We start from the raw sequence: 26,323 nt of genomic DNA on the forward strand, positions 1-26,323 counted from the left end.
CACCGGCCACGCTCCACCGCCGCGGAACCGAAAGAGGTCGTCCGATGCGCGCCCGAATTTCGATTGCCTTCGCTTACGCCTTCGCCGCCCTCTGCGCGGATCCCACGGCGCTCGCCGCCAACGGCGACGTCGACCCGACGTTCAACGCGCCGTTCGGCTACGACCTCCAGCCGTTCGATCTCGGCGGCAACAACGCCGACAGCATCGTCGCCGTGCTGCCGCAGCCAGGCGGCAAGCTCGTCATGGTCGGCCGCGCGGTGAACGGCACGAACAGCGCGGTGATCGCGCTGAAGCGGCTGAACGCGGACGGCACCTACGATCCCTCGTTCAACGCCGGCGCCGGCTACTCGACGTTCGCGCTCGCGTCCGGTACCTACCAGTCGGCCCTGCCGTACGCGAACGCGGCCGCGATCGACGCACAGGGACGCGTCGTCGTCGCCGGCAGTACCGCGACGGACGATTGCAGCTATGCCGCACGCTTCACCGCCGACGGCGCCGTCGACGCCACGTTCGGCGCCGGCGGCGTGTACGTCGACTGTCCGGCGACCGGCCACCGGATCACCTACTGGGACGTCGCGATCGACGCGAGCGGGCGCCCGGTCCTCGCCGGCCGCCATGCGGACACCAGCGGCGATCTCACATTGCGCTCGAGCCTGTTCGTGCGCCGGCTGACGAATACCGGCCATACCGACGCGACATTCCACGGCGGCAGTGCCTACCTGCGTTCGGTCGGCGACGTGGCCGACAGTCTGGACGCGGCCGGTGCGATCGCCGTCGATTCGAGCGGGCGCATCGTCGTCGGCGGCAGCGCGCAGGGCGCGAGCTACGACTCGCTGGTGCTGCTGCGCCTGACCGGCGCCGGAATGCCGGACGCGAGCTGCGGCGCCGACGGCCTGGTGCATCTCGGCGCCGCCGCGAACAGCGACGCGTTCGCAACGGCGATCGTGTTGCGCGACGCACACCATGCCTTTCTCGCCGGCACCTACACCGATCGCACGACGGCCGGATCCGGACTCGCGTATGCCGAGATGGACGCGGACACCTGCGCGCCCGGCTCGTCCGGGATCGTGGCGCCGGCCTCCGGCGCCGCGCGGAGCGGCCGCGCGGTCGCCGCTTCGGACGGCGCGGTCTACCTGTCCTACAGCCAGCTCACCTCGACGCAGGCGGGATCGCCGTGGGCGGCCGGCGTGCTCGCGTTCTACGACACACTGCCGTACGGCGGCCAGCTCTACACGATCGTCGCGGGCATGAGCAGCTACGGCCAGGGCATCGCCTTGTCCGGTGGGCGCCCGCTGCAGGCGCTGCAGCAGCAACGCGGCGGCAGCGACTACGACTATGCGGTCGTGCGCTTCGCCAACGATCGCATCTTCTACGCGAACTTCGAGCGCGACGGCGCCAAGTCGACGTTCTGAGCGAAGCGGCCGACGCCGCCCGTTCTCCGCCCCGTCGCGGCGACCTCTTGTCCGGTCGCCGCGGCGACCGCATGCAACAGGAGGGCGATGCGCAGCGGCCGCCGGGCGGCTTTGCGTCCGCGCTCCCGCCTCGCTGCTCGCACCCCGCAGCGAGCGATGCCCGGCATACGGCTTGCGAGCCCCAATTGAATAGATAGAATCTATCAATTCATATGGATAAATTGATTGTACATATGACCCAGCGACCACTACAGTACGTCGAATCCTTTCCCCACCACCCCTCACGAGGAAGCAAACCATGTCCTTGATCAACACCCAGATCAAACCCTTCAAGGCGACCGCCTATCACAACGGCAAGTTCGTCGAAGTCAGCGACGCCACGCTGAAGGGCAAGTGGTCGGTCGTCGTGTTCTACCCGGCCGACTTCACTTTCGTCTGCCCGACCGAGCTGGAAGACCTCGCCAACAACTACGCCGAATTCCAGAAGCTCGGCGTGGAGATCTACGGCGTGTCGACCGACACACACTTCGCGCACAAGGCGTGGCACGACACCTCCGAGGCGATCAAGAAGGTGCAGTACCCGCTGGTCGGCGACCCGACCGCGACGCTGGCGCGTAACTTCGACGTGCTGATCGAGGAAGAAGGCCTCGCCCTGCGCGGCACCTTCGTGATCAACCCGGAAGGCCAGATCAAGGTGCTCGAGATCCACGACAACGGCATCGGCCGCGACGCGTCCGAGCTGCTGCGCAAGGTCAAGGCCGCGCAGTACGTCGCTTCGCATCCGGGCGAAGTCTGCCCGGCGAAGTGGCAGGAAGGCGCCAAGACGCTCAAGCCCTCGCTCGACCTCGTCGGCAAGATCTGAGATCGCATCAGCGACACATTCCGGGCGCGGCGACGCGCCCGGATTCCCGCAAGTTCGTCGCGGGGGCAGTACCCGTCGACGTCATACGCGCCGGCCCGAGCATCCTTTGCGATGCGCGCTCGCGGAAATGACGATTCTTCAGGGCCGTCGGCGGCGCGACTGCGCGCCGACCGCCCCAGGCGCTTCGCCGAGACGAGCGCAGCGCGCTCACCGCATTCCCACGGAGTCACGCCATGTTGGACGACAGCATCAAGACCCAGTTGCAGGAGCATTTCGCCAAGATCGCCCGCCCGGTCGACATCGTCGCCGCGCTCGACGGCGGCGAGAAATCGCAGGAACTGCGTGAACTGCTGACCGACATCGCCACGCTGTCGCCGCAGTTCCGCCTCGTCGAGCGCGTCGAGCCGGGCATCCGCACGCCCTCCTTCGCGCTGACCACGCCGGAGCAGGACATCCATCTGCGCTTCTCGGGCATCCCGATGGGGCACGAGTTCACCTCGCTGATCCTCGCCTTGCTGCAGGTCGGCGGGCATCCGCCGAAGCTCGCGCCGGAGACGATCGAGCAGATCCGCGCGCTCGACGGCGAGTACAAGTTCGAAACCTACGTCTCGCTGAGCTGCCAGAGCTGCCCGGACGTGGTGCAGGCGCTGAATCTGATGGCGACGATCAATCCGCGCATCGGCGTGGAGATGATCGAAGGCGCCACGTTCGAGAAGGAAGTCACCGAGAAGCAGATCCTCACGGTGCCGTCGATCTTTCTCAACGGCCAGGAATTCGGCCAGGGCCGCATGGGCGTGGAGGAAATCCTCGCTAAGCTCGACAGCGGCGCCGACGCGCGCGAGGCGGAAAAGCTCGACGCGCGCGCGCCCTACGACGTGCTCGTCGTCGGCGGCGGCCCCGCCGGCGCGGCGGCGGCGATCTACGCCGCGCGCAAGGGCATCCGCACCGGCGTCGTCGCCGAACGCTTCGGCGGCCAAGTGCTCGACACGATGGAGATCGCCAACTACATCTCCGTCACGCACACCGAAGGCCCGCAGTTCGCCGCCGCGCTCGAAGCGCACGTGAAGGACTACGAAGTCGACATCATGAACCGCCAGCGTGCCGACAAGCTCGTCGCCGACGGCGACCTGGTGCACGTCGAGCTGGCCAATGGCGCCACGCTGAAATCCAGGACCGTCGTCCTCGCCCCCGGCGCGCGCTGGCGCAACATGAACGTGCCCGGCGAGAGCGAGTACCGCACCAAGGGCGTGACCTACTGCCCGCACTGCGACGGCCCGCTGTTCAAGGGCAAGCGCGTCGCCGTGATCGGCGGCGGCAACTCGGGCATCGAGGCGGCGATCGACCTCGCCGGCCTCGTCGCCCACGTGACCGTGCTCGAGTTCGATTCCAAGCTGCGTGCCGACGAGGTGCTGCAGCGCAAGCTGCGCAGTCTGCCGAACGTGGACGTGATCCTGAGCGCGCAGACCACCGAAGTCGTCGGCGACGGCAGCAAGGTCGTCGGCCTCAAGTACACCGACCGCAGCAGCGGCCAGTCGCACGATCTCGAACTCTCCGGCGTGTTCGTGCAGATCGGCCTGCTGCCGAACACCGACTGGCTCAAGGGCGCGCTGGCGCTGTCGCCGCGCGGCGAGATCGAAGTGGACGCGCACGGCCGCACCTCGATGCCCGGCGTGTTCGCCGCGGGCGACGCGACGACGACGCCGTTCAAGCAGATCGTCATCGCCGCGGGCGAAGGTGCGAAGGCGGCGCTGGCCGCGTTCGACCACATCATCCGCGCGCCGATCGTCGACAGCGAGAAGAAGGCCGCCTGAGCCCGCCCGCGAGCCGACTGCCCCAAGCGCGCGCCGGGAGAAATCCCGGCGCGCGTCCGTTCGCACCGGCGGCCGATCCCGGCCACCCTTGTGGGGTGCCGCGGCGGGTCGCATCATCGTCCGGTCACGCCAGCCCTCCGCACTCATGAACCTGCGCGATCTCCAGTACCTGGTCGCCCTCGCCGAGCACAAGCACTTCGGCCGCGCCGCCGAAGCCAGCTTCGTCAGCCAGCCGACGCTGTCGACGCAGATCAAGAAGCTCGAGGACGAACTCGGCGTGGCCCTGGTCGAGCGCACGCCGCGCAAGGTGCTGCTGACCGAGACCGGCCGCGAAATCGCGCAACGCGCGCGGCAGGTGCTGAACGAGATCGAGCAAATCCGCACGATCGCGCGCCGCACCGCCGATCCGGAATCCGGCGCGGTGCGCTTGGGGATATTCCCGACGCTCGGGCCGTACCTGCTGCCGCACGTGATCCCGGCGATCCGCGCGCGCTTTCCGCGCCTGGAACTGCTGCTGACCGAGGAGAAGACCGAGACCGTGCTGCGCCTGCTGCGCGAAGGCCGCCTCGACGCCGGCATCCTGGCACTGCCGATCCACGACGAGCAGCTGCATCAGGAATTCCTGTTCGAGGAAGACTTCGTGCTGGCCGTGCCGGAAGGCCATGAACTGGCCATGCACGACGCGCTCAAGCTCGGCGATCTCGCCGAGCAGAACCTGCTGCTGCTCGAGGAAGGTCACTGCCTGCGCGACCAGGCGCTCGAGGTGTGCCATCTGGCCGGCGCCGGCGAGCGCGGCGGCTTCCGCGCGACCAGCCTGGAGACGCTGCGCCAGATGGTCGCCGCGGGCGTCGGCATCACGCTGCTGCCGACCCTCGCCGTGAAGCCGCCGGTGGCGCCTTCCGCCGACATCCACCTGGTCGAATTCCGCGGTCGCGCGCCGCATCGGCGCATCGCCATGGTCTGGCGCCGCAGCTCGGCGATCGCGCGCCTGCTCGAGCAGCTCGCGGACGTGTTCAAGAAGCTGCCGCGCGAGTTGCTCGTCGCCCGCGAGGCGGCGCAGCCGGCACGCAAGCCGCGTGCGCGCACGCGCGCTTGACGGAGACTGCGCGAGACCCCGGCGGTCGTCGTGCCCGCGGCTGCGGAAGTCCATCGTGACTCCCCTCACCTGATCCTGCGCGGCGGGCTCCCGCAGCGGCCGGCGTAGCGCCCCTCGGAAAGCCGCTCGCGACACCGACGGCTCTCGCCGCCGTTCGGGGAGTGCCGCCGTTCGAGGAGCGCGTTTGAGAAAGCCGACGCGATCGGCTACGGTCCCTCCATTTCCCGATTCATTCGCAGCGACCCCGTCGCACGGAGCCTCCATGAACACCGCACGACCCCCGATCCTCGTTTCCAGCCTCGACCTCGAGCGCATCGAGGCCCTGCTCGACGCGCCGGCGCATCGCCATTTCCCCGGCTCCGAAGCGCTGCGCGCCGAGATCGTGCGCGCGTCGATCGTCGAGCCGGAACAGATGCCCGCCGACGTCGTCACGATGAACTCGACCGCCAAGGTCGTCGACGAGAACACCAAAGAGGAATACGAGCTGACCCTGGTCTACCCGCGCGACGCCGACGGCGATCCGGGCAAGGTCTCGGTGCTCGCGCCGGTCGGCAGCGCGATTCTCGGCCTGCGCATCGGCGACTCGATCCGCTGGCCGATGCCGGGCGGCCGCGAAGCCGCGCTGCGCATCGCGGGCATCAAGTACCAGCCCGAAGCGGCCGGGCACCTGCATCGCTGACGCAGGGAAGTCCGCGCCCTCGTGCGCGACCGCCGCGAACCGGCCGATCGACGCTCGTTCGGCCGCTTCACCGGCGACCTTCCGTGGCGACGCGCTGCGCACCGCCGTCCACCTGTCCACATTTCGCCGTCGCCCGATTGACGCGATACTGGCGGGATGGCTCACATCCACCGTTTCGGCGAATTCCGGCTCGACGCCGCCACGCGCGAACTGCGGCGCGGCGGCGTACCGGTCCCGGTGCCGCCGCGCGCATTCGACTGCATCGTCTATCTGGTCGAGCATCGCGACCGCGCGGTCGGCCGCGACGAGCTGATCGCGGCGGTCTGGGGCAAGGCCGACATCACCGACGGCATGCTCGGCCAGACGGTGCTGTCGGCGCGGCGCGTGCTCGACGACACCGGCAAGGAACAGCAGTACATCCGCACGGTGTTCCGCTTCGGCTACCACTGGGTGGCGCCGACCGAATGGGTCGACGAGGCGGCGGAGCGCGCGGTCGAAACCGCCGAGCCGGCCAAGGCGACGAGCGAACCCGCCGCGGCGGGCGCCGCGGCCGAATCGAAGATCGAGGCGTCGCCACCCCCGCGTGAGCAGCGGCGGCGATGGCGCCTGCCCGTCGTCGCGGCGCTCGGCGTGCTCGCCTTGCTCGCCCTGCTCTGGGGCGGCAACCACCTGCTGCGAAGATCGGCGCTGCCGGCGTCGACGGCCGCAGCGCAAAACGGCGGCCGCGTCGTGCTGGTACTGCCGGTCGCCACCAGCGCCGGCCCCGGCTACGACTGGGTGCGCCTCGGCGTGATGGACCTGATCGCGGCGCGGCTGCGCGCCGCCGGCGTGCCGGTGGTGCCGAGCGACAACGTGGTCGCGCTGACCGGCTCGAAGATCGACAACCAGCGCCCGCAGGATTTCGCCGCGCTCGCCCACACCGCCGGCGCCAGTCTCGTCATCGACGCGCAGGCGCAGGAGAACGCCGGCCGCTGGCGCGTCTCGCTGCGCACGGTGCACGGCGAGAGCACGCCGCTGCGCGCCGACGGCGAAGCGGCCGACGTGCTCGGCGCCGCGCGCATCGCGGCGGACCGGATGGCGCAGCAACTCGGCTACGCGCCGGCCGCCGACCGCAGCAGCGGCGGCGACGCGAATGCGCTGGCCAATCTGCTGCCGCAAGTGGATGCGGCGATCCTCAGTGAGCGCCTCGATGCCGCACGGACCCTGCTCGAAAGCGTGCCCGCGGCGCAGCGCGAGAATCCGGAAGTGCGCATGCGCCTGGCGCACATCGACCATCAGGCCGGCCAGCTCGACGCCGCGGAGGCCGGCTACAAGGCGATCGCCGCGGCGGTCTCGCCCGAGCGCGATGCGGTGCTGCACGCGCGCGCGCTGAGCAACCTCGGCGTGATCGCGGCGCAGCGCGACGACAACGAACTCGCGCAGCAGCGTTTCGACGCGGCGATCGCCCTGCTGCGTCGCGAACAGGCGCCCGACGCGCTCGGCAAGGCCTTGAACGGCCGCGCCGCCTACTACAGCGCGATCCACCGGCCCGACGCCGCCCTCGCCGACCTGTCCGAGGCGCGCGTCGCGTTCGAGAGCGCCGGCAACCTGCTCGCGCTGGCCGTGCTCGATTCGAACCTCGGCGCGCTCGACATGCTGCGCGGCCGCTACGCCGAAGCGCAGGCCGCCTTCACGCGCGCGGCCGACCGCTTCGCCACCTTCGGCGCGCACGCGATGGAGCTGAATGCCCTCACCGCGGTGGCCGAACTCAAGCTGGCGCAGCTCGAACCGGACCAGGCACTGGCGCTGGAGGCGCGCCTGCGCCAGCTGATCGGCCAGGTATCCGATCCGGCGCGCCAGCGCAACGGCGAGCTGACGCGCCTGCAGGTGCTCGCCGCGAACGGCCGCCTGCGCACGCTCGACGCCGACCTGGAACGTGTGCTCGACGCGGCCCGGCGCGAGGACGACCGCGTCGCCGTCGCGCGCGCCAGCACGCTCGCGGCGGAACTCGCGCTCGCCCGCAGCGACGCGCCGCGCGCGGCCGAGTACGCCGGCGCCGCCGCGCAACGCTTCACCTCGATCGCCGACGATCCGCACGAACGCCTGCGTGTCGGCCTGCTGCAGGTGCGCGCGCGCCTCGCCGCCGGACAGGACAGCAAGGACGCGCTCGCCGCACTGACCAGCTTCGCCGAGCACGACGGCTCGGCCAGCGCGCGCTTCCACGCCGATCTGGCACGGGCCGAAGTCGACGCCGCCGCCGGCGACGACGGCGGCGCCGGCAAGGCCTACGCGCAGGCGCTGGCGGAAGCCGACGCGACGCGCATCCCGCTCGACCTGCGCGAGGCCGCGCGTGCCTACGCCGGATGGCTGATCGGCAAGGACGATCTGGCCCAGGCCGGCGCGGTGGCCGAGCGCGTCGCGGTCTGGGCCGCGCGCGACTACGAGTCCGCCCTGCTGCAACTGCGCGTCTACCACGCGCTCGGCCAGCCCAACCTCTGGCGCATCGCGCTCGCGCGTGCCCGCGCGCTCAACGGCGACCGCGAGATCCCGGCCGCGCTGCAGATCGAACCGAAGCCGCGCTGAGGTGCGCCGGTTCGACCGCCTGCGATCGTTGCTGATCGCGGCCGTCGTCGACGAATGGAGATCGGCGCTGGACGTCTTCGCGCCGCCCACGGCGGCCGTCCATGCGGGATCGCCGCGCATCGTCCACGTCGATTTTTCTCCGGCACACGCTCGCACGGGACGATTCCCGCGCTTTCGCGCGAGCGCCGGCAATCGAATTTTTTCGATACTCACTCAAGCACTTGCGCACGCATTGATGCGAATCGAATGCGACTCTGACGAGTTACGCATGCGCACGTCGCGGCGGCTTGGCAGCTTCGCGAGGCTGTTCCCACTGGAGATGTCTTGATGTTGTTGAGAAATACCCTGCTCGGCGCGACCGCCCTGATCGGCGCGCTGGCAAGCCTCACCGGCCACGCCGCCGACGGCCGCATCGATCCCGGTTTCGGTGTCGACGGCGTCGCCATCCTGGCGCTGGACGACGTCGAAGGCCGCGAGCTGCGCACGCGTACCGCCCTGGTGCAACCGGATGGCAAGCTGGTGTTCGGCGGCACGCGCAACAAGTTCATCGATTCCTCGCCGTTCGATCCGCACATGCGCGCGACCCTGGCCCGCCTGAACGCCGACGGCAGCCCCGACGCGACGTTCACCGGCGCTGCCGGCATTCCCGGCCTGGTCGTCCTGCCCGACCTCGTGCCAGGCGACCAGATGCAGATCATCGAGGACGCACGCCTGCTCGCCGACGGCTCGATCGTCGCCGTCGGCAGCGCCGAGGCGTTCGGGCCGCTGGCCGCGTTCGCGGTCAAAGTCGACGCCAGCGGCGCGCTGGATCCGGGCTTCGGCGTCGACGGCATCGTGACCCTGCCCTCTTCCTATCTGCATGCGATGGCGGTCGACGCGCAAGGCCGCATCGTCGCGGCCGGCGAGCGCGTCGCCGACGGCGCCTACAGCAGCCTGGTCGTGCGCCTGAATGCCGACGGCAGCCCGGATTCGAGCTTCGGCCCGAGCGCCGACGGCAACGTGATCGTCGGCTGGGACGGCGTCGACGGCCAGGGCGGCTATCTGACCTCGCTGGCGCTGACGTCCGACGGCCACATCCTCGTCGCCGGACAGTACGAGAGCAACGGCGTCGGCATGGGCACCGACTACGCGATCGCGCGCCTCGACACCGACGGCCTGCTCGACACCAGCTTCGGCGGCGGCGCCGGCTGGCGTGTGTTCCGCATCCCCGGCGACGACGCCTCGATGGTCAACGGCATCAACAAGCTGCTGTTGCAGCCCGACGGCGCGGCGGTGTTCGGCGGCTACCACCAGAACGCCGACGGCAATCTCGACCTCGTGCTCGGCCGCGTCGGCAGCGACGGCGCCGCCGACACCGGCTTCGGCGACCCCGCCACGCCCGGCTTCCACGCCTTCTCGCTCTTCCCCGGCGCCTGGAACCACTACGCCACCGGCGTGGCGCGCCAGGACGACGGCAAGCTGATCTTCTCGATCAGCTACAGCCTGCCGGGCGAGAAGCAGGACTTCGCCGCGCTGCGCGTCTCGCCGACCGGCCAGCTCGATGCGGACTTCGCCGATGCCGGCGTGTTCATCGCCGACCTCGCGCCGGACGGCGTGTTCAGCGACGCCACCGCGCTGACCCTGCTGCCGGACGGACGCCCGATCCTCGCCGGCGCCGTCATGCGCTCGCCCGATTCGCCGCTGGTCGATCTCGCCGTCGTGCGGCTGACCAACGATTCCGGCGACCGCATCTTCGCCGACGGGTTCGAATAATCGTTCGACGCTGCGACGAATGCCGCGGATGAAGAGCGGGCCGGCTGCGACACAGCCGGCCCGCTCGCGTTTCACGGTTCGTTCCCGCCTCCCGCGGCGAGTGCGCGCTTCGGCCGACTGCATGCTTCGGTCGACGGCAGCGGTCGCGCACTCCGGCCCGCCACCCTCCGCTTGACGGCACCCGCCTGCGGAAACTACCATTCCAATGTACTAACGCATTAATACATCAACGCCATGAAAAGACGCCACATCGAACCGGAAGTCGACTCCGACCGCGCCGAGCGCTTGCTGTGCGAGGCGCTGCTCGCGCTGCGCAGCGTCGAGGAGATGCGTGCCTTCCTCGCCGACCTGTGCACGCCGGCCGAGCGCGAGTCGATGCGCGACCGCTGGAGCGTGGTGCCGCACCTGCTCGGCGGCGAGCCGTACTGGCAGATCCACGAGGCGACGGCGGTCAGCATCACGACGATCGGCCGCGTCGCGCGCAGTCTCGAGCAGGGTGCCGGCGGCTACGCGCTGGCCGCCGCACGGATGCAGGCGAAGCCGCGTACGGCGCGGGCGTCCGGCAAGCGCGCGCGTGGAGCGGCGTCGTGAGCGCCGCCGTCGACCGCTTGCGCATCGCGGTGCAGAAATCCGGCCGCCTGGCCGAAGCCTCGCTCGGCCTGCTGCGTCGCGCCGGGCTCGCCTTCCGCGCCAGTCGCGATCACCTCTTCCTGTACGGCGAGAACCTGCCGATCGACGTGCTGCTGGTGCGCGACGACGACATTCCCGGCCTGCTCGTCGAAGGCAGCTGCGAACTGGGCATCGTCGGACGCAACGTGCTGACCGAACAACGCCTCGCCGGCGGCGCCGCGGCGGCGCCGGCCGAACTGCTGCCGCTCGGCTTCGGCGGCTGCCGCCTGGCGATCGCGATTCCGCAGGCCGGCCCGATCGCGCAGGTCGCCGATCTCGACGGCCTGCGCATCGCGACCTCGTATCCGGCCCTGCTGTCCGACTGGCTGGCGCACAACGGCTTGAACGCCGAGGTCGTCGTGCTGAACGGCTCGGTCGAGATCGCGCCGCGGCTCGGCAAGGCCGAAGCGATCTGCGACCTGGTGTCCAGCGGTGCGACCCTGGCCGCGAACCAGCTGCGCGAACTGATCGGCGTGTTCGACAGCGAGGCCGTGCTCGCGCTGTCGCCGCGCGAACAGACCGCGGCGAAGACGGCGCAGATCGAGCGCCTGCGCGGGCGCATCGCCGGCGCGTTGTCGGGCGACGGCGCGCGTCTGGTCCTGCTGCAGGCGCCGCGCGCGGCCTTGCCGGACATCACGCGCCTGCTGCCCGCCAGCGACCTGCCGAGCGTGCTCAGCCTCGACGGCCGGCCCGACGACATCGCCGTGCAGGCGCTGTGCAGCGCGGCGCTCGACTGGCAGCACCTGGAAGAACTCAAGCGTCTCGGCGCGCGCAGCCTGATGGTGCTCAACGTGGAGCGCATGCTGGCATGAACGCGCGCGCGATCGTCACGCCGGCCTGGCGCAGGCTGGAATGGGCGTCGCTCGACGAAGCGCAGCGGCGCGAAGCGCTGGCGCGGCCGCGCGCGGTGCGCGACGCGGCGCAGATCGACGCCGTGCGCGCGATCCTCACCGACGTGCGCGCGCGCGGCGACGTCGCGCTGCGCGAGTACACGCGGCGCTTCGATCGCTGCGAGCTGTCCTCGTTCGACGTCGGCGACGACGAGTTCGACACCGCCGAGGCCGCCGTCGACGCCGACGTGCGCGCGGCGATGCGCAACGCGATCGCGCGCGTCGAGGCGTTCCACGCCGCGCAGGTGCCGTGCGACCTCCGTGTCGACACTGCGCCCGGCCTGCGCTGCGAGCAGGTCGTGCGTCCGATCCACCGCGTCGGCCTGTACGTGCCGGCCGGCAGCGCGCCGCTGCCGTCGACGGTGTGGATGCTGGCGGTGCCGGCGCGCCTGGCCGGCTGCACGGAAATCGTGCTGGCGACGCCGCCGCGCGCGGACGGCCGCGCGGATCCTTCGATCCTGGTCGCGGCGCAGCTGTGCGGCGTCGCGCGCGTGATCAAGCTCGGCGGCGCGCAGGCGATCGCCGCGCTCGCCTACGGCAGCGCTTCGGTGCCGCGCTGCGACAAGCTGTTCGGCCCCGGCAACGCCTGGGTCACGCAGGCCAAGCTCGACGTCGCCGCCGATCCGGACGGCGCCGCGATCGACATGCCGGCCGGGCCGTCCGAAGTGCTGGTCGTCGCCGACGAGAGCGCCGACCCCGCCTTCGTCGCCGCCGACCTGCTCGCCCAGGCCGAGCACGGCGCCGATTCGCAGGTGCTGCTGCTCTCGCCGAGCGCACCGCTGCTCGACGCCGTCGAGCGCGCGCTCGAGGCGCAGCTCGCCACGCTGCCACGGCGCGAGATCGCCGCCGCCGCGCTCGCGCATGCGCGCCTGATCGGCGTGCGCGATCTCGGCGAAGCGCTCGAACTGTCGGAAGCCTACGCGCCGGAACACCTGATCGTCGCCACGCGCGACGCGCGCGCGCTGCTGCCGTCGATCAGCCGGGCCGGCAGCGTCTTCCTCGGCCGCTACACGCCGGAAACGCTCGGCGACTACTGCGCCGGGCCGAACCACGTGCTGCCGACGCTGGGTTTCGCACGCGCCTTCGGCGGCGTCGGCGTGGACAGCTTCCTGCGCCGCGTCAACGTGCTCGAAGCCAGCGCCGAAGGCTTGCGCGCGGTCGGCACCGACGCCAGCGTGCTGGCGCGCGCGGAGCGGCTCGACGCGCATGCGCGCGCCGTGGACCTGCGCCTGGCCGCTCTGGATCGATCCAGGCAGCCGCAGCCTCGCCTGGAAGCGGGAGCCGGCGCATGAGCCTGCTCGCCCGCATCCGCCCGGACCTCGCCGCGTTCGCACCGTATGCCTCGGCGCGGCGCAGCGGCTTCGAGGCGCGCATCCGCCTCGACGCGAACGAAAGCCCGTGGAGCGGCGACGCCGATGCGAGCGGCCTGAACCGCTATCCCTCGCCGCAGCCGGAAGAACTGCGCGCACGCCTCGCCGCGCTGTACGGCGTCGACCCGTCGCGGCTGTGGCTCGGCCGCGGCAGCGACGAGGCGATCGACCTGCTGTTGCGCGCGTTCTGCCGCGCCGGCCGCGACAACGTCGTCGCGCCGGCGCCGACGTTCGGCATGTACCGCATCGGTGCTCAGCTGCAAGGTGCCGAATACCGCACGCTCGCGCTGCGCGGCGAGGACGACTTCGCGCTCGACGACGAAGCCCTGCTCGCGCTGACCGACGCCGACACCAAGCTCGTCATCCTGTGCTCCCCGAACAACCCGACCGGCACGCTCTACCACGGCGAGCGGCTCGCCGGACTCGCCGCGCGGCTCGCCGGCCGCGCGCTGCTGCTGGTCGACGAGGCGTATATCGAGTTCGCCGGCGTCGCCAGCGCCTGCGCGCTGATCGACCGGCATCCGAACGTCGCGGTGCTGCGCACGCTGTCGAAGGTGCACGCGCTGGCCGGTGCGCGCATCGGCGTGCTGATCGCGGCGGCCGAGATCGTCGACCTGGTCGCGCGCATCGCCGCGCCGTATCCGCTGCCTACCCTGAGCGTGCGCGCCGCGCTCGCGGCGCTCGACGACGACGCGGTGGCGCGCACCGACCGCCGCGTCGACGTGCTGCTGGCCGAGCGCGCGCGCGTCGCGCAGGCGCTGGAGCGGATGGCGGACGTGCGCCGCGTGTGGCCCTCCTCCGGCAACTTCCTGCTGGTGCGCTTCGCCGATGCCGGCGCCGCGTTCGCGCGCGCGCTCGGCGCCGGCATTCTGCTGCGCGACGTCTCCAGGCAGCCCGGGCTCGAACACTGCCTGCGCATCACCGTCGGCGCGCCGGACGAGAACGACGCCCTGCTCGCGGCGCTGGCGGGATCCGCGGCATGAACGCGGCGACGAAGATCCTGTTCGTCGATCGCGACGGCACCCTGATCGAGGAGCCGGCCGATCAGCAGATCGACGCCTACGAGAAATTCCGCCTCGTGCCCGGCGCGATCGCCGCGCTCGCCCGCCTCGTCGACGCCGGCTACGAGCTGGTGATGGTGAGCAACCAGGACGGGCTCGGCACGCCGAGCTTTCCGGAGGAAACCTTCGTCGGTCCGCAGCAGCTGCTGCTCGACATCCTCGCCGGCGAAGGCGTGCGCTTCCGCGAGGTCCTGATCGACCGCAGCGTCCCGGCCGACGGCGCGCCGACGCGCAAGCCGGGCACCGGCCTGGTCCGCCACTGGCTCGCCGCCGCCGCGCTCGACCGCGCGCGCAGCGCGGTGATCGGCGATCGCGAGACCGATCTCGAATTCGCGCGCAACCTCGGCCTGCGTGGCTTCCGCCTCGGCCCCGGCTGCGGCTGGCCGGAGATCGCGCATGCGCTGCTCGACGCGCCGCGCCGCGCGCGCGTCACGCGCGAAACGCGCGAGACGCGCATCGAGGTCGAAGTCGATCTCGATCGCGCGACGCGGCCGACGATCGCGACCGGCATCGGCTTCTTCGACCACATGGTCGAACAGCTCGGCGTGCACGGCGGCTTCGCGCTGGCGCTGCAATCGGAAGGCGACTTGCACGTCGACGAGCACCACACCGTCGAGGATTCGGCGCTCGCGCTCGGCCAGGCGCTGCGCGAAGCGCTCGGCGACCGCCGCGGCATCCGTCGCTACGGGTTCCTGCTGCCGATGGACGAAAGCCTGGCGCAGGTCGCGCTGGATCTGTCCGGGCGCGCCGGCTTCGTCTTCGACGGCGCGTTTCCGCGCGAACAGGTCGGCGCGCTGCCGACCGAGCTGGTGCCGCATTTCTTCCGCAGCCTCGCCGACGCGCTCGGCGCGACGCTGCACCTGTCGGTGCGCGGCGACAACGCGCATCACATGGTCGAGGCCTGTTTCAAGGCGGTCGGCCGCACGCTGCGCGACGCGATCCGGCGCGACGGCGACGCGGTACCGAGCAGCAAGGGCGTGCTCGCATGAGCGCGACCCGCATGCAGGCGCCGGCATGAAGACGCGCGCGGTCATCGTGCCGTCCGGCGGGGCGAACTACGGCTCGCTGGTCGAAGCCTGCCGGCGCATCGGCGTCGACGCGCCGGTCAGCGCCGACCCGACGCGAATCCTCGACGCCACGCACGTGATCCTGCCCGGCGTCGGCGCCGCCAGCCACGCGATGCGCACCCTGCGCGAGCAGCGCCTCGATCGCGTGCTGCCGCTGCTGCGCCAGCCGCTGCTCGGCATCTGTCTCGGCATGCAGCTGCTGTTCGAGCGTTCGGAAGAAGGCGATCGGCCGACGATGAGGTCCGCCTTCGAAAGGAGCACGGCATCGCTGCCGCGAACGCAGGAAGCACGTCGGCCGTCACCGGGTACCTGGCCCTCCGGTCCGGCAGGGATGCGCGAAAGCAGCATGGATGCCCGCTTCCGCGGGCATGACGACGGAACCGTGCGGGTGGAGGCGCCGCCAGTCGACGCCGTCGCGTGCCTGGGCCTGCTGCGCGGGGCCGTGCGCCGCCTGCCGGCGGCGCCGAGCTGGCCGCACATGGGCTGGAACACCTTGCACAACCGCGTCGAGCATCCGCTGCTCGACGGCATCGGCGACCGCGACTGGTTCTACTTCGTGCACGGCTACGCCGCGCCGGCCGGCGAGGACACGCTGGCGGTGAGCGATCACGGTGAGCGCTTCGCCGCCGTGGTCGCCCACGGCAACGTGTTCGGCGCGCAGTTCCATCCGGAGAAATCCGCCGCCGCCGGGCGGCGCCTGCTGGCCAACTTCTTTGCGCTGACGTGAGACGGTTCGCATGAAGATCATTCCCGCCATCGATCTCGTCGCCGGACGCGTCGTGCGTCTGAAGCAGGGCGAGTTCGCGGCACAACGCACGTTCGACTTCGACGCGCTCGCGCTGGCGCGGCGCTATCTCGACGCCGGCGCCGAATGGCTGCACCTGGTCGACCTCGACGGCGCGCGCCAGGGCGCGCCCGCGCAAGTGGAGCTCGTCGCGCGCATCGCCGCCGACGCGCGCGTGCAGGCCGGCGGCGGCGTGCGCACGCGCGCGGACGTCGAACGCCTGCTCGCCGCCGGCGTCGCGCGCGTGGTCGTCGGCAGCGTCGCGGTACGCGCGCCCGGATCCTTCCTCGACTGGCTGGCTGAATTCGGCGCCGAGCGGCTGTGCTTGGCGCTGGACCTGCGCCGCGACGCGGAGCAGCGCTGGCGGCCCGCCGTCGACGCCTGGCGCGGCGACACCGACGCCGATTTCACCGCCCTGCTCGACCGCTACGCCGCCGCCGGCCTGCGCCACGTGCTGTGCACCGACATCGACCGCGACGGCATGGCCGAAGGCCCGAACCTCGTGCTCTACAGCGAACTGGCGGCGCACTGGCCGCAGTTCGACTGGATCGCCTCGGGCGGCGTGCGCGACCGCGACGACGTCGACGCGCTGGCGGCGAGCGGCGTCGCCGCCTGCGTCGCCGGCACCGCGCTGCTCGACGGTTCGCTCGACCTGGAAGAGATCGCATGCTCGCGCGCCGCCTGATTCCGTGCCTGGACGTCGCCGCCGGCGTCGTCGTCAAGGGCGTGCGCTTCCGCGACCATCGAGTCGTCGGCGACATCGTCGAACTCGCGCGGCGCTACGCCGAGGAAGGCGCCGACGAACTGGTGTTCTACGACATCACCGCGAGCCCCGAGCGGCGCCGCGTCGATCCGGAGTGGATCGCGCGCGTCGCGCGCGAACTCGACATTCCGTTCTGCGTCGCCGGCGGCATCCGCTCGGTCGCCGATGCGGAAGCCGTGCTCGCCGCCGGCGCGGACAAGATCTCGGTCAACAGCCCGGCATTGGCGCGACCGCCGCTGATCGACGAGCTCGCGGCGCGTTTCGGCAGCCAGTGCGTGGTCGTCGGCGTCGACGCCGAAGGCGATGCCGGCGCGCGCGACCAGTGGAAGGTGATCGCCAACAGCGGCAAGCCCGAAGCGGCCAGCGACAGCGGCCGCGACCTGCTCGACTGGGTGCGCGAAGTCGCCGACCGCGGCGCCGGCGAGATCGTGCTGAACTCGATCCGCGCCGACGGCGTGCGCGGCGGCTACGCGCAGGCGCAGCTCGCCGCGGTGCGCGCCGCGACGAGCCTGCCGCTGGTCGCTTCCGGCGGCGCGGGAAATCCCGAGCACTTCGCCGACGTGTTCGAGCGGAGCGGCGTCGACGCCGCGCTCGCCGCCAGCGTGTTCCATTCCGGCGAGATCCGCATCGGCGATCTCAAGCGCTATCTCGCCGGACGCGGCATCGCGGTGCGGCGATGAACGACCTGCTCGACACGCTCGATTTCGCCAAGGGCGACGGCCTGCTGCCGCTGATCGTGCAGCACGCGCACGACGGGCGCGTGCTGATGCTCGGCTACGCGAACCGCGAGGCGCTGGCGTTGACGCTGGAGACGCGGGAAATCCATTTCTGGTCGCGCACCAGGCAGCGCCTCTGGCGCAAGGGCGAACGCTCCGGCCACGTGCTGAAGCTGGTCTCGATCGCACCGGACTGCGACCGCGACACCCTGCTCTGCCAGGCACTGCCGGCCGGGCCGACCTGCCATCGCGGCACGCCGAGCTGCTTCGATGCGCAGGCGCCGGCGCATCCGTGGTTGAACGAACTGGAAGCGCTGATCGCCGCGCGCGCGGGCGCCGATCCTGCCTCCAGCTACGTCGCCAGGCTGCTCGCCGCGCCGACGGCGCGGCGCGCGCAGAAGGTCGGCGAGGAAGGCGTCGAGACCGCGCTGGCCGCGGTCGGCGGCGACGACGCGAAGCTGCGCGAGGAAGCCGCCGACCTGCTCTTCCATCTGCTCGTGCTGCTGCGCGGCAGCGGCCTTGCGCTGGCCGACGTGGTCGGCGAGCTGGCGCAGCGGCATCGCGCGGAACCGGCGCGCCGGGACTGATCAGTCGAAGCCGTTGGCGAAGATCACGTCGCCGACGAAGAAGTCGTGCGTGTAGGTCACGCCCTCGTAGGTCGCGCTCCAACGCCAGGCACCGAACGGCGCGTCGACCGGAATCGTCTTTCCCCAGTACCAGTAGGAACTCGCGTAGTAGTCGCGGCCGGGGAAGAAGTCGTAGGGCTTGGATACCCAGGTTTCTTGCACCGAGCCGTCCGGCCGCAGGATCGCGTAGGTGGTCGCCTGCGGTCCGAGCTGGTCGCGATAGTAGGCCGCGAAATAGCCGAGCTGGCCGGGCTGATAGTGATCGGACGTGTGCGGCGTTTCGTCGACCGGATCGGGGCAGTTCTCGCCGTGGAAATCCGGCTCCGCGTCGTGCACCGCGATCTTGTTGATGGCCGAATCGTTGTACGGCCGCTGCTGCGCCCACAGCGACGCCGACGTGTTGCAGCCGCCCTGGTACGGCTCGAGGATCGCGTAGCCGCTGACCGCGGAGTGGTTCTCGAAGTGCAGGTGCGGCCCGGTCGAGAAGCCGGAACTGCCGACCTTGCCGAGGAATTCGCCGGTGGCGACCGCGGCGCCGACCGGCTTGGCGGTCTGCGAGAACTTCTTCATGTGGCCGTACCAGGCCACGCTGCCGTCGGCGTGCTGCACGTAGACGGCGTTCCAGTCCGCCGAATAGTGGTCCGGGCAGCTGCGATCGTCGTTGCCGTCGGTCTTGCCGATGATCGTGCCCGGCGCGGCCGCGACGATGTCGACCGCGCCCTGGTCCATCATCAGCCAGGAGAACGGCGTCAGGAAGATGTCGATGCCGGCGTGGCCGTCGTAGGTGCGTGCGCCGCAGCTCCAGTCGAGCAGCTGGCCCGCGGCCGGATTCAGGTCGACGAAGTTCGAGATGCCGTGGAAGCCGGGATCGGCGAATCCCGCGGCGGCGCGCAGCGGCCATTGCAGGCCGCCTTGCAGCGGCGTCCACGGCGACACCGCGGCGAGCTGCCCCGCGCGCTCCAGCTCGGCGACGTTCCGTTGCAGCATCGCGTCGATGCGCGCGCGCTGCGCCGCGCTCATCTCCTCGTCGGCCGGCTGCGGCAACGGACCGCCGCCATGCGGCGGTTCCGCCCAGGCGATCGAGGACAGCAACAACAACGGCAGCAGGCGCATGGCGAGGTCTCCATCGGTGGACGACCTTCGATACGCCGAACGATGCGGGTTTCCGCCATCCGGGGCGAAACGTCGATCAGCCCGCGCGCTTGCGCTCCGGCCGATACGAGCCGACGAAGATGCCGACCAGCGACAGGCCGACGCCGATCCAGTCGGTCGTGCGCGTCGGCCGCGCGAACAGGATCACGTCGAATACGAACGACAGCGCCGGTTGCAGCAACAGCAGCAGGCCGATCAGCGAGGCCGGCAGGTTCGGCATCGCGCGCGTGAGCAGCACCCAGCCGAAGACCTGGCCGAAGAAGGCGAGGCCGAGCAGCGACGACCAGGACTGCGCGTCGGGCAAGGCGAAGCTCTCGCCTTCGGCCAGCATCGCGATGCCGAGCACACCCGCGCACAGCAGCGACACCACGCAGAGCAGCTGCGCCGGCGCCAGCCGCACGTGGCCGGCGCGCTGCGCGTGCCGCGTGGTCAGCATGTAGACCGCGTAGGCGACGCCGGTGACGATGCCGAGCACGACGCCGAGCTGGTACTGCGGCCCGACCGCGCTCCAGTCGAGGCCGACCAGCAGGTACAGGCCGACGAAACCCAGCGCGACGCCGACCAGGAAATGCCAGCCGAGCCGCTCGCGATAGAGCACGAAGCCGGCCAGCGCCATCAGGAACACCTGGAAGTTGCCGAGCAGGGTCGCAAGGCCCGGACCGACGTAGAGGATGCTGCGATGCCAGAGCATCAGGTCGAGCGCGAAGGCGACCGCCGGAATCAGCAGCCAGCCGATTTCCGACAGGCGCACGCGCTGCCAGCGCCGCAGCGCGACCAGGCCGAACAGCAGCATCGCGCCGCCGAAGCTCATGCGGTAGAACGCCGACACCGTCGGGCCGACATGGGCGAGCTTGACGAACAGGCTGGTGGTCGAGATCGCGGCGGCGCCGACGATCATCTCGACCAGCGCGCCGCGCGGGATGTCCGCTTCGTTGGCGCGCATCAGGGCACGTCGTCGGTCGCGGGCAGGGTCTCGCTTTCCTCGGCGGCGGCGCGCAGCCATTCCTGCAAGGCGGCGAGGCCGAGCAGCGCGTCGACGTAGGTGCGCGCGTCCGCGTCGAGTTCGACGCCGTAGCTAAGGAAGCGCAGCGCGACCGGCGCGTACATCGCGTCGGCGATCGAGAAGCCGCCGAACAGGAACGGGCCGGCGGCGCCGAAGCGGCGGCGGCAGTCCTGCCACAATGCGGATACGCGCTCGATGTCGCGACGCGTGTCGGCGGCGATCGAGGGCGTGGGTTTGCGCCGGCGGCAGTTCATCGGCATCGCCGTGCGCAGCGCCTGGAAGCCGGCGTGCATTTCCGCGCCGACCGCGCGCGCGTGCGCGCGCGCCGCCGCGTCCGCCGGCCAGCCGGCGCCGGCGAGGAAGGTCTCGTTGACGTATTCGCAGATCGCCAGCGAATCCCAGATCGCGATCTCGCCGTGCCGCAGCGCGGGCACGCGCCGGGTCGGCGACCAGGTCGCGATTTCGGCGGCGAACTGCGGCGTGTCGAGCGGAATGCGCTGCTCGTCGAAGGCGACGCCGTGATGGCGCAGCAAGAGCCACGGCCGCAGCGACCAGGAGGAATAGTTCTTGTTGCCGATGACCAGGATCGGGCGGGCGTTCGTCACGGTACTTGCTCCCGGTTTCGACGATGCGGTTCGACGGCTCGTTTCGAAGATTCGTCGCGAGGATTCGCGCGCGCGGCTCACTCGCCGACGTACGGCAGCATGCGCCGCGCCCGACGCGAGAACTTGAGACGCGGCTGCTCCGATTCAACGACCATGTCGCGCGTCACCAGGATGCGGCCGTCGGCGTCGGCCTGCAGCAGGCGCTCGCTTTTGCCGATCAACGTCACCGAAGCGGACTCGCCCGGCGCGAAGAGGATCTCCACGCCGCGCGGCTTGGCGCCTTCCGCGCTGCCGCCCGGCGTCTTGGCGAACAGCTCCTCGGCCTGACGCAGGCCGGTTTCGACCTCGCTCCACGGCATCTCCAGCGCGTCCGGCAGGCGCAGCGCGGCGTGCACGCTCAGCATCAGCGAACCTTTCGGCTGATTCGTCTCGACCGGCGGGTTCTCCGTCTGCAGGTTCTCGTCGGCCGGGAAATCCACGCTGCCGTCCGCCGCCACCGGCACCGCGATCGCGCCGCGCCGGGCGCGGATCGTGATGCGGATGTCCTGCGCGCGGACGTCCGGCGACTTGCTCTGCACGCGCTCGACCGCGACGAGCCGGTCGTAGGCGCGGATTGAGCGCGCCGGCGCCAGCACCTGGTACAGAGCGAGATACGGTGTCGCGCCGGCCGCCGAATCGTCGGCGGCGGCGACCAACGGAATCAGCAAGGCGAGAAGCGCGAGCGACTTCGACATGACCGCGGATCGGAGGACGGAAAGACGCGCGAGCCTAGCAGATCGCCGCCGCGGGCCGGCGCCGCGTTCAGGCCGGCGCGATCCCTTCGGCGAAGCCTTCCGGATCGTCCAGCCGCTGGCGCAGCCCGGCGTCGATCGCCTGCGCGATCGGCGCGGCGCGCTCGACGTCGACGTCGGCGACCATCACCGCGACCAGGTCGCGCGCCGGCAGCTCGCCGATCGCGCCGACCAGGTATTCGCCGCTGACGAACGCGGCGATGCCTTCGGCGTCGAGCGCGGCCTTGAGCAGGTTCGCGTCGACGATGTTCTCGGCCCGATAGACGATCTTCATTGGGGAAATATTGCCATGTCCTTCACGCCGGCGCTGACACTCTGCCTGCGCCGGATCGTTGCCGATTCATGCCGCGAAGTACCGGAATGCTACAAATGCAACAAACGATAAGCGCATTGCGATTTTGTGTATCGCCCTCCGCAGGCAGATCCGGCTCTGCCGCTATGATGCGCGGCGTGGCCTTCCCGCCCTTCTCCGCTGCGCGAGATGATCGTCTCGACCTTCCACCCTCGACTGGACATGAGCTTGCATCTGCCTGATGACCTGCTGGCCGCGCGCATCCGCGAATGCGTGCTCGATCTGCTCGATCAGCGCGGACCGGGTCACAGCATCTGCCCGAGCGAGGCGGCGCGCGCGCTGGCGGTGCGCTTCGGCGGTCGCTGGCAGGACCTGATGCGCCCCGTGCGCACGGTCGCGATCGCGCTGGCGCAGGCCGGGCGCATCGAGGCGATCCAGCACGAAACCGTCGTCAACCTCGACGAAGTACGCGGCCCGGTGCGGCTGCGCCTGCGCTGCCTGCCGGGCCGCCGCAACAGCTACGCCGCCTGACCTGAGGCGCGCTTTTCGCCGCGCCGATCCCGCCGCGGCGAGCGGATCCCGCCGACCCCGATCCCGCCCATCCGGCGCGATCCGTTCGCTTTGACGCCGCGCACCGTTACACTGCGCGCTTCCCTTGCAGCCCCGGATGCCGCGTCAGCGCGGCGCTTGCGCATGACCGACTCCGCCGATTCGACCCCCGCCGCCGCCCATCCGGCGGTCAGCAACAACTTCGTCCGCCAGATCGTCCTCACCGATCGTGCCGCCGGCAAGCACGGCGGTCGCGTCGCCACGCGCTTCCCGCCGGAGCCGAACGGCTACCTGCACATCGGCCACGCGAAGGCGATCTGCCTCGATTTCGGCCTCGCGCGCGAGTTCGGCGGCAGCACCGCGCTGCGCTTCGACGACACCAATCCGGCCAAGGAAGACCCCGAGTACGTCGAGGCGATCAAGAACGACGTGCGCTGGCTCGGCTTCGACTGGGACGCGCTGCGTCACACCTCGGACTACTTCGAGGTGCTGTACCTGTGCGCGGAGAAGCTGATCCAGAGCGGCAAGGCCTTCGTCTGCGACCTGACCGCCGAGCAGGTGCGCGAATACCGCGGCACGCTGACCGAGCCCGGCCGCAATTCGCCCTATCGCGAGCGCAGCGCCGCGGAGAACCTCGACTTGTTCCGCCGCATGCGCGCCGGCGAGTTCGCCGACGGCGCGCGCACGCTGCGCGCGAAGATCGACATGGCCTCGGGCAACATCAACCTGCGCGACCCGGCGATCTACCGCATCCGCAAGCTGACGCACCAGAACACCGGCGACGCCTGGCCGATCTATCCGATGTACGACTACGCGCACTGCGTATCCGACGCGGTCGAAGGCATCACCCATTCGTTTTGCACGCTCGAATTCGAGGACCATCGCCCGCTGTACGACTGGTTCCTCGACCAGCTCGACCTGCCCGGCGACGCCAGTCTGACCGAACCGCTGCGCCGCGCGGGCCTGTGGCGCCAGCCGAGCAAGCCGCAGCAGATCGAGTTCGCGCGCGGCAACCTCGACTACACCGTGATGAGCAAGCGCAAGCTGATGGCGCTGGTCGAAGGCGGCATGGTCGACGGCTGGGACGATCCGCGCATGCCGACGCTGGCCGGCGCGCGCCGGCGCGGCTTCACGCCCGCGGCGATCCGCGCGTTCTGGGAACGCGCCGGCGTCAGCAAGCAGAACTCGGTGATTCCGTTCGGCGTGCTCGAAGCCTGCGTGCGCGAGGATCTCGACGCGAACGCGCCGCGCCGCATGGCCGTGCTCGATCCGCTCAAGCTGGTGCTGACCAACCTCGACGCCGCGCACGAGGAAACGCTCGAATTCGCCAACCATCCGAAGAACGCGGAGTTCGGCACGCGCGCATTGCCGTTCTCGAACGAAGTGTGGATCGAACGCGAGGACTTCGCCGAAGTGCCGCCGAAGGGCTTCCACCGCCTCGTGCCGGGCGGCGAAGTGCGCCTGCGCGGCGTCGGCATCGTGCGCTGCGAGGAAGTGATCAAGAACGACGGCGGCGACGTCGTAGAGCTGCGCGGCACGCTCGACGCGGAGACGCGGCCGGGCAAGCCGGGCGCGGACCGCAAGGTCAAGGGCACGATCCACTGGGTCAGCGCCCGGCACGCGGTCGCCGCCGAGGTGCGCCTGTACGACCGCCTGTTCTCGGTCGCCGATCCCGACGACGACAGCGACGGCAAGACCTACGCCGATCATCTCAATCCGCAGTCCAAGCGCGTCGTGCGCGCCTGGATCGAGCCGGCCGCCGCCGCGACCGAGCCGGAGCGTCACGTGCAGTTCGAGCGCCTCGGCTACTTCGTCGCCGACCGCCACGACCACGCGCGTTCCGCGCCGGTGTTCAACCGCACGGCGACTTTGCGCGACTCGTGGAGCAACGGGAAGTAACGAGGGAGCGCGTCACTCCGGCTTCCCGCGCCTGCGGCGCGGCTGCGCTATGCCTGCTTCGCATCCGTTCGCGCATCCTGCGCTCACCCTCAGCCGCTGTAGCGGCTTCGACCTCTCCCGCGAGCGGGAGAGGTGACCGCGCGTCTTGCGCTGCTTTCCGCTGGCAGGAATCTCGTTGTTCCTGCATCCGAGTAGCGCCGTCATCCCCGCGAACGCGGGGGTCCATTGTGATTTCCTACGGATCCGTCAAGAGCGCCGATAGCGCGCGGCAACCTCGTCGGGAATGAAGAAATCCAGCGCCGGTGCTGCACCGGATGCCGGCGCGTAGATCGAAAAGTCGGTCACGCCTTCGGCGCGCAGCACGTCCTCGTCGATGAAGAAATGGCCGGTGACCTCGCGCGAGGGCTTGGTCAGGATCGCGTAGGCCGCGTCGGCGACGATCTCCGGGCTGCGGCTGGCGTCGGCGAGCGCCGGAATCTGGTTGCGGATCGCCGCCGTGTCGATCGTGGTCAGCGGCCACAGCGAATTGACCGCGATGCCGTCGCGCCGGAACTCCTCCGCGTGGCCGAGCGTGCACAGGCTCATGCCGAACTTCGCGATCGTGTAGGCGACGTGCGGCGCGAACCATTTCGCCTGCAGGTCCAGCGGCGGCGACAGGGTCAGCACGTGCGGATTGCTCGAGCGCTTCAGGTACGGCAGCGCCGCGCGCGTGCAGACGAAGGTGCCGCGCGCGTTGATCGACTGCATCAGATCGTAGCGCTTCATCTCGGTCGCCGCGGTGTCGGTCAGCGAGATCGCGCTGGCGTTGTTGACCAGCACGTCGATACCGCCGAAGCGTTCGGCCGTCCGCGCGACGGCCTGCTGGACGGCCGCTTCGTCGCGCACGTCGACGACCAGCGGCAACGCCTGTCCGCCGGCCTGTTCGATCGCGGCGGCGGCGGTGTGGATGGTGCCTTCGAGCTTCGGATGCGGCTCGGCCGTCTTCGCCGCGATCGCGACGTTGGCGCCGTCGCGCGCCGCGCGCAGGGCGATGGCGAGGCCGATACCGCGGCTCGCGCCGGTGATGAACAGCGTCTTGCCTTGCAGGGTCATGGGGAAGCGAATCCGGACTGGCGGCGAAGGCGCCAGTCTACCCCCGCCCGGTCGACAGCCCGGCCGGGCGCGGCATCGGCTTGAAGGCGCGGCCTCCGGCCGCATCTTCTGCGCTCCGGCGCGGACCTGCGTCGTCGCAGGAACACCCAGCCGCCATGTCCGCCACGCCGATCCGCATCGATTTCGTTTCCGACGTCGTCTGTCCCTGGTGCGCGATCGGCTTGACCGCGCTGGAACAGGCGATCGCGCGCGTCGGCGACGCCGCGTCGGTCGAGCTGCACTTCCAGCCGTTCGAGCTGAATCCGCAGATGGCGGCCGAAGGCGAGGACACCGGCGAGCACCTGGCGCGCAAGTACGGCATCGACGCGGAGCAGATCGCGCGCAACCGCGAGGCGATCCGCGAACGCGGCGCCGCGCTCGGCTTCACCTTCAACGCGCGCGGGCGCATCTACAACACCTTCGACGCGCACCGCCTGCTGCACTGGGCCGCGCTCGAGAGCGCCGAGCGCGAGCGCGCGCTCAAGCACGTGCTGCTGCGCGCCTACTTCACCGACGGCGAAGACGTGTCGTCGCATCCGGTACTGGTCCGGCTCGCCACCGAAGCCGGGCTCGACGCGACGCGCGCGCAGCAGATCCTCGATTCGGGCGAATACGCCGACGAGGTCCGCGCACGCGAGCGCTACTACCTCGAGCGCGGCATCCACAGCGTGCCGGCGATCGTCCTCAACGAACGCCACCTGATCTCCGGCGGACAGCCGGTCGAGGTCTTCGAGCAGGCCTTGCGCCAGCTCGCCGCCGCGAACAATCCGTAACGCCCCGC

Annotated in this window: 26 protein-coding genes; 20 read left to right on the forward strand and 6 right to left on the reverse strand. The window is 70.9% G+C overall.

What is annotated here, in order from left to right:
- Nucleotides 1-44 precede the first annotated feature (44 nt).
- The 17 genes from J7520_RS09585 (at nucleotide 45) to hisIE (ending at nucleotide 18,081) form a co-directional block, all read left to right on the forward strand.
- Nucleotides 45-1,412: a hypothetical protein gene (locus J7520_RS09585; protein WP_291187304.1), complete on the forward strand. Its 1,368-nt coding sequence runs from the start codon at nucleotides 45-47 to the stop codon at nucleotides 1,410-1,412.
- A 298-nt stretch (nucleotides 1,413-1,710) separates the two neighbouring features.
- Nucleotides 1,711-2,274 (forward strand): alkyl hydroperoxide reductase subunit C, encoded by a 564-nt coding sequence (ahpC, locus tag J7520_RS09590; protein ID WP_291187308.1) that lies wholly within the window; start codon nucleotides 1,711-1,713, stop codon nucleotides 2,272-2,274.
- Between the two features lie 233 nt (nucleotides 2,275-2,507).
- A complete protein-coding gene (ahpF, locus tag J7520_RS09595) occupies nucleotides 2,508-4,085 on the forward strand; it encodes an alkyl hydroperoxide reductase subunit F (RefSeq protein WP_291187310.1) in 1,578 nt (525 codons plus the stop codon).
- Between the two features lie 145 nt (nucleotides 4,086-4,230).
- The gene (oxyR, locus tag J7520_RS09600; RefSeq protein WP_291187313.1) at nucleotides 4,231-5,181 is read left to right on the forward strand and encodes a DNA-binding transcriptional regulator OxyR; all 951 of its coding nucleotides are present in this window, start codon (nucleotides 4,231-4,233) and stop codon (nucleotides 5,179-5,181) included.
- A 262-nt stretch (nucleotides 5,182-5,443) separates the two neighbouring features.
- On the forward strand, nucleotides 5,444-5,860 hold the full coding sequence (rnk, locus tag J7520_RS09605; RefSeq protein WP_291187316.1) for a nucleoside diphosphate kinase regulator: 417 nt from the start codon (nucleotides 5,444-5,446) through the stop codon (nucleotides 5,858-5,860).
- 156 nt (nucleotides 5,861-6,016) lie between these two features.
- Nucleotides 6,017-8,422 carry a winged helix-turn-helix domain-containing protein gene (locus J7520_RS09610; RefSeq protein ID WP_291187319.1) on the forward strand — a complete coding sequence of 802 codons (2,406 nt, stop codon included), beginning with the start codon at nucleotides 6,017-6,019 and terminating at the stop codon, nucleotides 8,420-8,422.
- 1 nt (nucleotide 8,423) lies between these two features.
- Nucleotides 8,424-8,750 carry a hypothetical protein gene (locus tag J7520_RS09615; protein ID WP_291187322.1) on the forward strand — a complete coding sequence of 109 codons (327 nt, stop codon included), beginning with the start codon at nucleotides 8,424-8,426 and terminating at the stop codon, nucleotides 8,748-8,750.
- Nucleotides 8,750-10,174: a hypothetical protein gene (locus J7520_RS09620; protein WP_291187325.1), complete on the forward strand. Its 1,425-nt coding sequence runs from the start codon at nucleotides 8,750-8,752 to the stop codon at nucleotides 10,172-10,174. Before J7520_RS09615 ends, J7520_RS09620 begins: the two co-directional genes overlap by 1 nt.
- Nucleotides 10,175-10,408: 234 nt before the next feature.
- On the forward strand, nucleotides 10,409-10,765 hold the full coding sequence (locus J7520_RS09625) for a YerC/YecD family TrpR-related protein (RefSeq protein WP_291187328.1): 357 nt from the start codon (nucleotides 10,409-10,411) through the stop codon (nucleotides 10,763-10,765).
- Nucleotides 10,762-11,655 carry an ATP phosphoribosyltransferase gene (gene hisG / locus J7520_RS09630; RefSeq protein WP_291187332.1) on the forward strand — a complete coding sequence of 298 codons (894 nt, stop codon included), beginning with the start codon at nucleotides 10,762-10,764 and terminating at the stop codon, nucleotides 11,653-11,655. The genes J7520_RS09625 and hisG overlap by 4 nt, the downstream gene beginning before the upstream one ends.
- Nucleotides 11,652-13,025, forward strand: a complete 1,374-nt coding sequence (gene hisD, locus J7520_RS09635) for a histidinol dehydrogenase (protein WP_291187335.1) — start codon at nucleotides 11,652-11,654, stop codon at nucleotides 13,023-13,025. The genes hisG and hisD overlap by 4 nt, the downstream gene beginning before the upstream one ends.
- Nucleotides 13,022-14,086 carry a histidinol-phosphate transaminase gene (gene hisC / locus J7520_RS09640; RefSeq protein ID WP_291187338.1) on the forward strand — a complete coding sequence of 355 codons (1,065 nt, stop codon included), beginning with the start codon at nucleotides 13,022-13,024 and terminating at the stop codon, nucleotides 14,084-14,086. The genes hisD and hisC overlap by 4 nt, the downstream gene beginning before the upstream one ends.
- Entirely contained in the window at nucleotides 14,083-15,153 is a 1,071-nt protein-coding gene (gene hisB, locus J7520_RS09645) for a bifunctional histidinol-phosphatase/imidazoleglycerol-phosphate dehydratase HisB (protein WP_291187341.1), read from the forward strand. The genes hisC and hisB overlap by 4 nt, the downstream gene beginning before the upstream one ends.
- A gap of 25 nt (nucleotides 15,154-15,178) precedes the next feature.
- Nucleotides 15,179-15,958 carry an imidazole glycerol phosphate synthase subunit HisH gene (gene hisH / locus J7520_RS09650; protein WP_291187344.1) on the forward strand — a complete coding sequence of 260 codons (780 nt, stop codon included), beginning with the start codon at nucleotides 15,179-15,181 and terminating at the stop codon, nucleotides 15,956-15,958.
- A gap of 10 nt (nucleotides 15,959-15,968) precedes the next feature.
- Entirely contained in the window at nucleotides 15,969-16,700 is a 732-nt protein-coding gene (locus tag J7520_RS09655) for a HisA/HisF-related TIM barrel protein (RefSeq protein WP_291187347.1), read from the forward strand.
- Complete coding sequence (gene hisF / locus J7520_RS09660) at nucleotides 16,682-17,458, forward strand: imidazole glycerol phosphate synthase subunit HisF (protein WP_291187350.1); 777 nt, start codon at nucleotides 16,682-16,684, stop codon at nucleotides 17,456-17,458. Before J7520_RS09655 ends, hisF begins: the two co-directional genes overlap by 19 nt.
- Nucleotides 17,455-18,081: a bifunctional phosphoribosyl-AMP cyclohydrolase/phosphoribosyl-ATP diphosphatase HisIE gene (gene hisIE, locus J7520_RS09665; protein ID WP_291187352.1), complete on the forward strand. Its 627-nt coding sequence runs from the start codon at nucleotides 17,455-17,457 to the stop codon at nucleotides 18,079-18,081. The genes hisF and hisIE overlap by 4 nt, the downstream gene beginning before the upstream one ends.
- On the opposite strand, the gene J7520_RS09670 is transcribed toward hisIE, so the two are convergent.
- The 5 genes from J7520_RS09670 to J7520_RS09690 all read right to left on the reverse strand — a co-directional run bounded on the left by J7520_RS09670 (nucleotide 18,082) and on the right by J7520_RS09690 (nucleotide 21,945).
- On the reverse strand, nucleotides 18,082-19,233 hold the full coding sequence (locus tag J7520_RS09670) for a peptidoglycan DD-metalloendopeptidase family protein (protein WP_291187354.1): 1,152 nt from the start codon (nucleotides 19,231-19,233) through the stop codon (nucleotides 18,082-18,084).
- A gap of 76 nt (nucleotides 19,234-19,309) precedes the next feature.
- A complete protein-coding gene (locus J7520_RS09675; RefSeq protein ID WP_291187356.1) occupies nucleotides 19,310-20,215 on the reverse strand; it encodes a DMT family transporter in 906 nt (301 codons plus the stop codon).
- Nucleotides 20,215-20,880, reverse strand: coding sequence for a glutathione S-transferase family protein (locus J7520_RS09680; protein ID WP_291187358.1), 666 nt, complete (start codon nucleotides 20,878-20,880; stop codon nucleotides 20,215-20,217). The genes J7520_RS09675 and J7520_RS09680 overlap by 1 nt, the downstream gene beginning before the upstream one ends.
- 77 nt (nucleotides 20,881-20,957) lie before the next feature.
- On the reverse strand, nucleotides 20,958-21,614 hold the full coding sequence (locus tag J7520_RS09685) for a hypothetical protein (RefSeq protein WP_291187360.1): 657 nt from the start codon (nucleotides 21,612-21,614) through the stop codon (nucleotides 20,958-20,960).
- Nucleotides 21,615-21,681: 67 nt separating this feature from the next.
- A complete protein-coding gene (locus tag J7520_RS09690) occupies nucleotides 21,682-21,945 on the reverse strand; it encodes a DUF2007 domain-containing protein (protein WP_291187362.1) in 264 nt (87 codons plus the stop codon).
- Between the two features lie 240 nt (nucleotides 21,946-22,185).
- Here J7520_RS09690 and J7520_RS09695 point away from each other — a divergent pair, with 240 nt between their 5' ends.
- On the forward strand, nucleotides 22,186-22,494 hold the full coding sequence (locus J7520_RS09695; RefSeq protein ID WP_291187364.1) for a DUF3253 domain-containing protein: 309 nt from the start codon (nucleotides 22,186-22,188) through the stop codon (nucleotides 22,492-22,494).
- A 162-nt stretch (nucleotides 22,495-22,656) separates the two neighbouring features.
- Nucleotides 22,657-24,411, forward strand: coding sequence for a glutamine--tRNA ligase/YqeY domain fusion protein (locus J7520_RS09700; protein WP_291187365.1), 1,755 nt, complete (start codon nucleotides 22,657-22,659; stop codon nucleotides 24,409-24,411).
- 246 nt (nucleotides 24,412-24,657) lie between these two features.
- Here the strand turns inward: J7520_RS09700 and J7520_RS09705 are convergent, their stop codons facing one another.
- A complete protein-coding gene (locus J7520_RS09705; RefSeq protein WP_291187368.1) occupies nucleotides 24,658-25,503 on the reverse strand; it encodes an NAD(P)-dependent oxidoreductase in 846 nt (281 codons plus the stop codon).
- 155 nt (nucleotides 25,504-25,658) lie between these two features.
- On the opposite strand from J7520_RS09705, the gene J7520_RS09710 reads away from it, so the two are divergent.
- A complete protein-coding gene (locus J7520_RS09710; RefSeq protein ID WP_291187370.1) occupies nucleotides 25,659-26,315 on the forward strand; it encodes a DsbA family oxidoreductase in 657 nt (218 codons plus the stop codon).
- Nucleotides 26,316-26,323 lie beyond the last annotated feature (8 nt).

It is taken from the genome of Dokdonella sp., assembly GCF_017744955.1.
Taxonomy (GTDB): Bacteria; Pseudomonadota; Gammaproteobacteria; order Xanthomonadales; family Rhodanobacteraceae; genus Dokdonella_A.

Bases quoted from the DNA above. Each gene is read 5' to 3' on its own strand.
- J7520_RS09585 (WP_291187304.1), top strand. From the start codon at position 45: ATGCGCGCCCGAATTTCGATTGCCTTCGCTTACGCCTTCGCCGCCCTC.
- ahpC (WP_291187308.1), top strand. From the start codon at position 1,711: ATGTCCTTGATCAACACCCAGATCAAACCCTTCAAGGCGACCGCCTAT.
- ahpF (WP_291187310.1), top strand. From the start codon at position 2,508: ATGTTGGACGACAGCATCAAGACCCAGTTGCAGGAGCATTTCGCCAAG.
- oxyR (WP_291187313.1), top strand. From the start codon at position 4,231: ATGAACCTGCGCGATCTCCAGTACCTGGTCGCCCTCGCCGAGCACAAG.
- rnk (WP_291187316.1), top strand. From the start codon at position 5,444: ATGAACACCGCACGACCCCCGATCCTCGTTTCCAGCCTCGACCTCGAG.
- J7520_RS09610 (WP_291187319.1), top strand. From the start codon at position 6,017: ATGGCTCACATCCACCGTTTCGGCGAATTCCGGCTCGACGCCGCCACG.
- J7520_RS09620 (WP_291187325.1), top strand. From the start codon at position 8,750: ATGTTGTTGAGAAATACCCTGCTCGGCGCGACCGCCCTGATCGGCGCG.
- J7520_RS09625 (WP_291187328.1), top strand. From the start codon at position 10,409: ATGAAAAGACGCCACATCGAACCGGAAGTCGACTCCGACCGCGCCGAG.
- hisD (WP_291187335.1), top strand. From the start codon at position 11,652: ATGAACGCGCGCGCGATCGTCACGCCGGCCTGGCGCAGGCTGGAATGG.
- hisC (WP_291187338.1), top strand. From the start codon at position 13,022: ATGAGCCTGCTCGCCCGCATCCGCCCGGACCTCGCCGCGTTCGCACCG.
- hisB (WP_291187341.1), top strand. From the start codon at position 14,083: ATGAACGCGGCGACGAAGATCCTGTTCGTCGATCGCGACGGCACCCTG.
- hisH (WP_291187344.1), top strand. From the start codon at position 15,179: ATGAAGACGCGCGCGGTCATCGTGCCGTCCGGCGGGGCGAACTACGGC.
- J7520_RS09655 (WP_291187347.1), top strand. From the start codon at position 15,969: ATGAAGATCATTCCCGCCATCGATCTCGTCGCCGGACGCGTCGTGCGT.
- hisF (WP_291187350.1), top strand. From the start codon at position 16,682: ATGCTCGCGCGCCGCCTGATTCCGTGCCTGGACGTCGCCGCCGGCGTC.
- hisIE (WP_291187352.1), top strand. From the start codon at position 17,455: ATGAACGACCTGCTCGACACGCTCGATTTCGCCAAGGGCGACGGCCTG.
- J7520_RS09670 (WP_291187354.1), bottom strand. From the start codon at position 19,233: ATGCGCCTGCTGCCGTTGTTGTTGCTGTCCTCGATCGCCTGGGCGGAA.
- J7520_RS09675 (WP_291187356.1), bottom strand. From the start codon at position 20,215: ATGCGCGCCAACGAAGCGGACATCCCGCGCGGCGCGCTGGTCGAGATG.
- J7520_RS09685 (WP_291187360.1), bottom strand. From the start codon at position 21,614: ATGTCGAAGTCGCTCGCGCTTCTCGCCTTGCTGATTCCGTTGGTCGCC.
- J7520_RS09690 (WP_291187362.1), bottom strand. From the start codon at position 21,945: ATGAAGATCGTCTATCGGGCCGAGAACATCGTCGACGCGAACCTGCTC.
- J7520_RS09695 (WP_291187364.1), top strand. From the start codon at position 22,186: ATGAGCTTGCATCTGCCTGATGACCTGCTGGCCGCGCGCATCCGCGAA.
- J7520_RS09700 (WP_291187365.1), top strand. From the start codon at position 22,657: ATGACCGACTCCGCCGATTCGACCCCCGCCGCCGCCCATCCGGCGGTC.
- J7520_RS09705 (WP_291187368.1), bottom strand. From the start codon at position 25,503: ATGACCCTGCAAGGCAAGACGCTGTTCATCACCGGCGCGAGCCGCGGT.
- J7520_RS09710 (WP_291187370.1), top strand. From the start codon at position 25,659: ATGTCCGCCACGCCGATCCGCATCGATTTCGTTTCCGACGTCGTCTGT.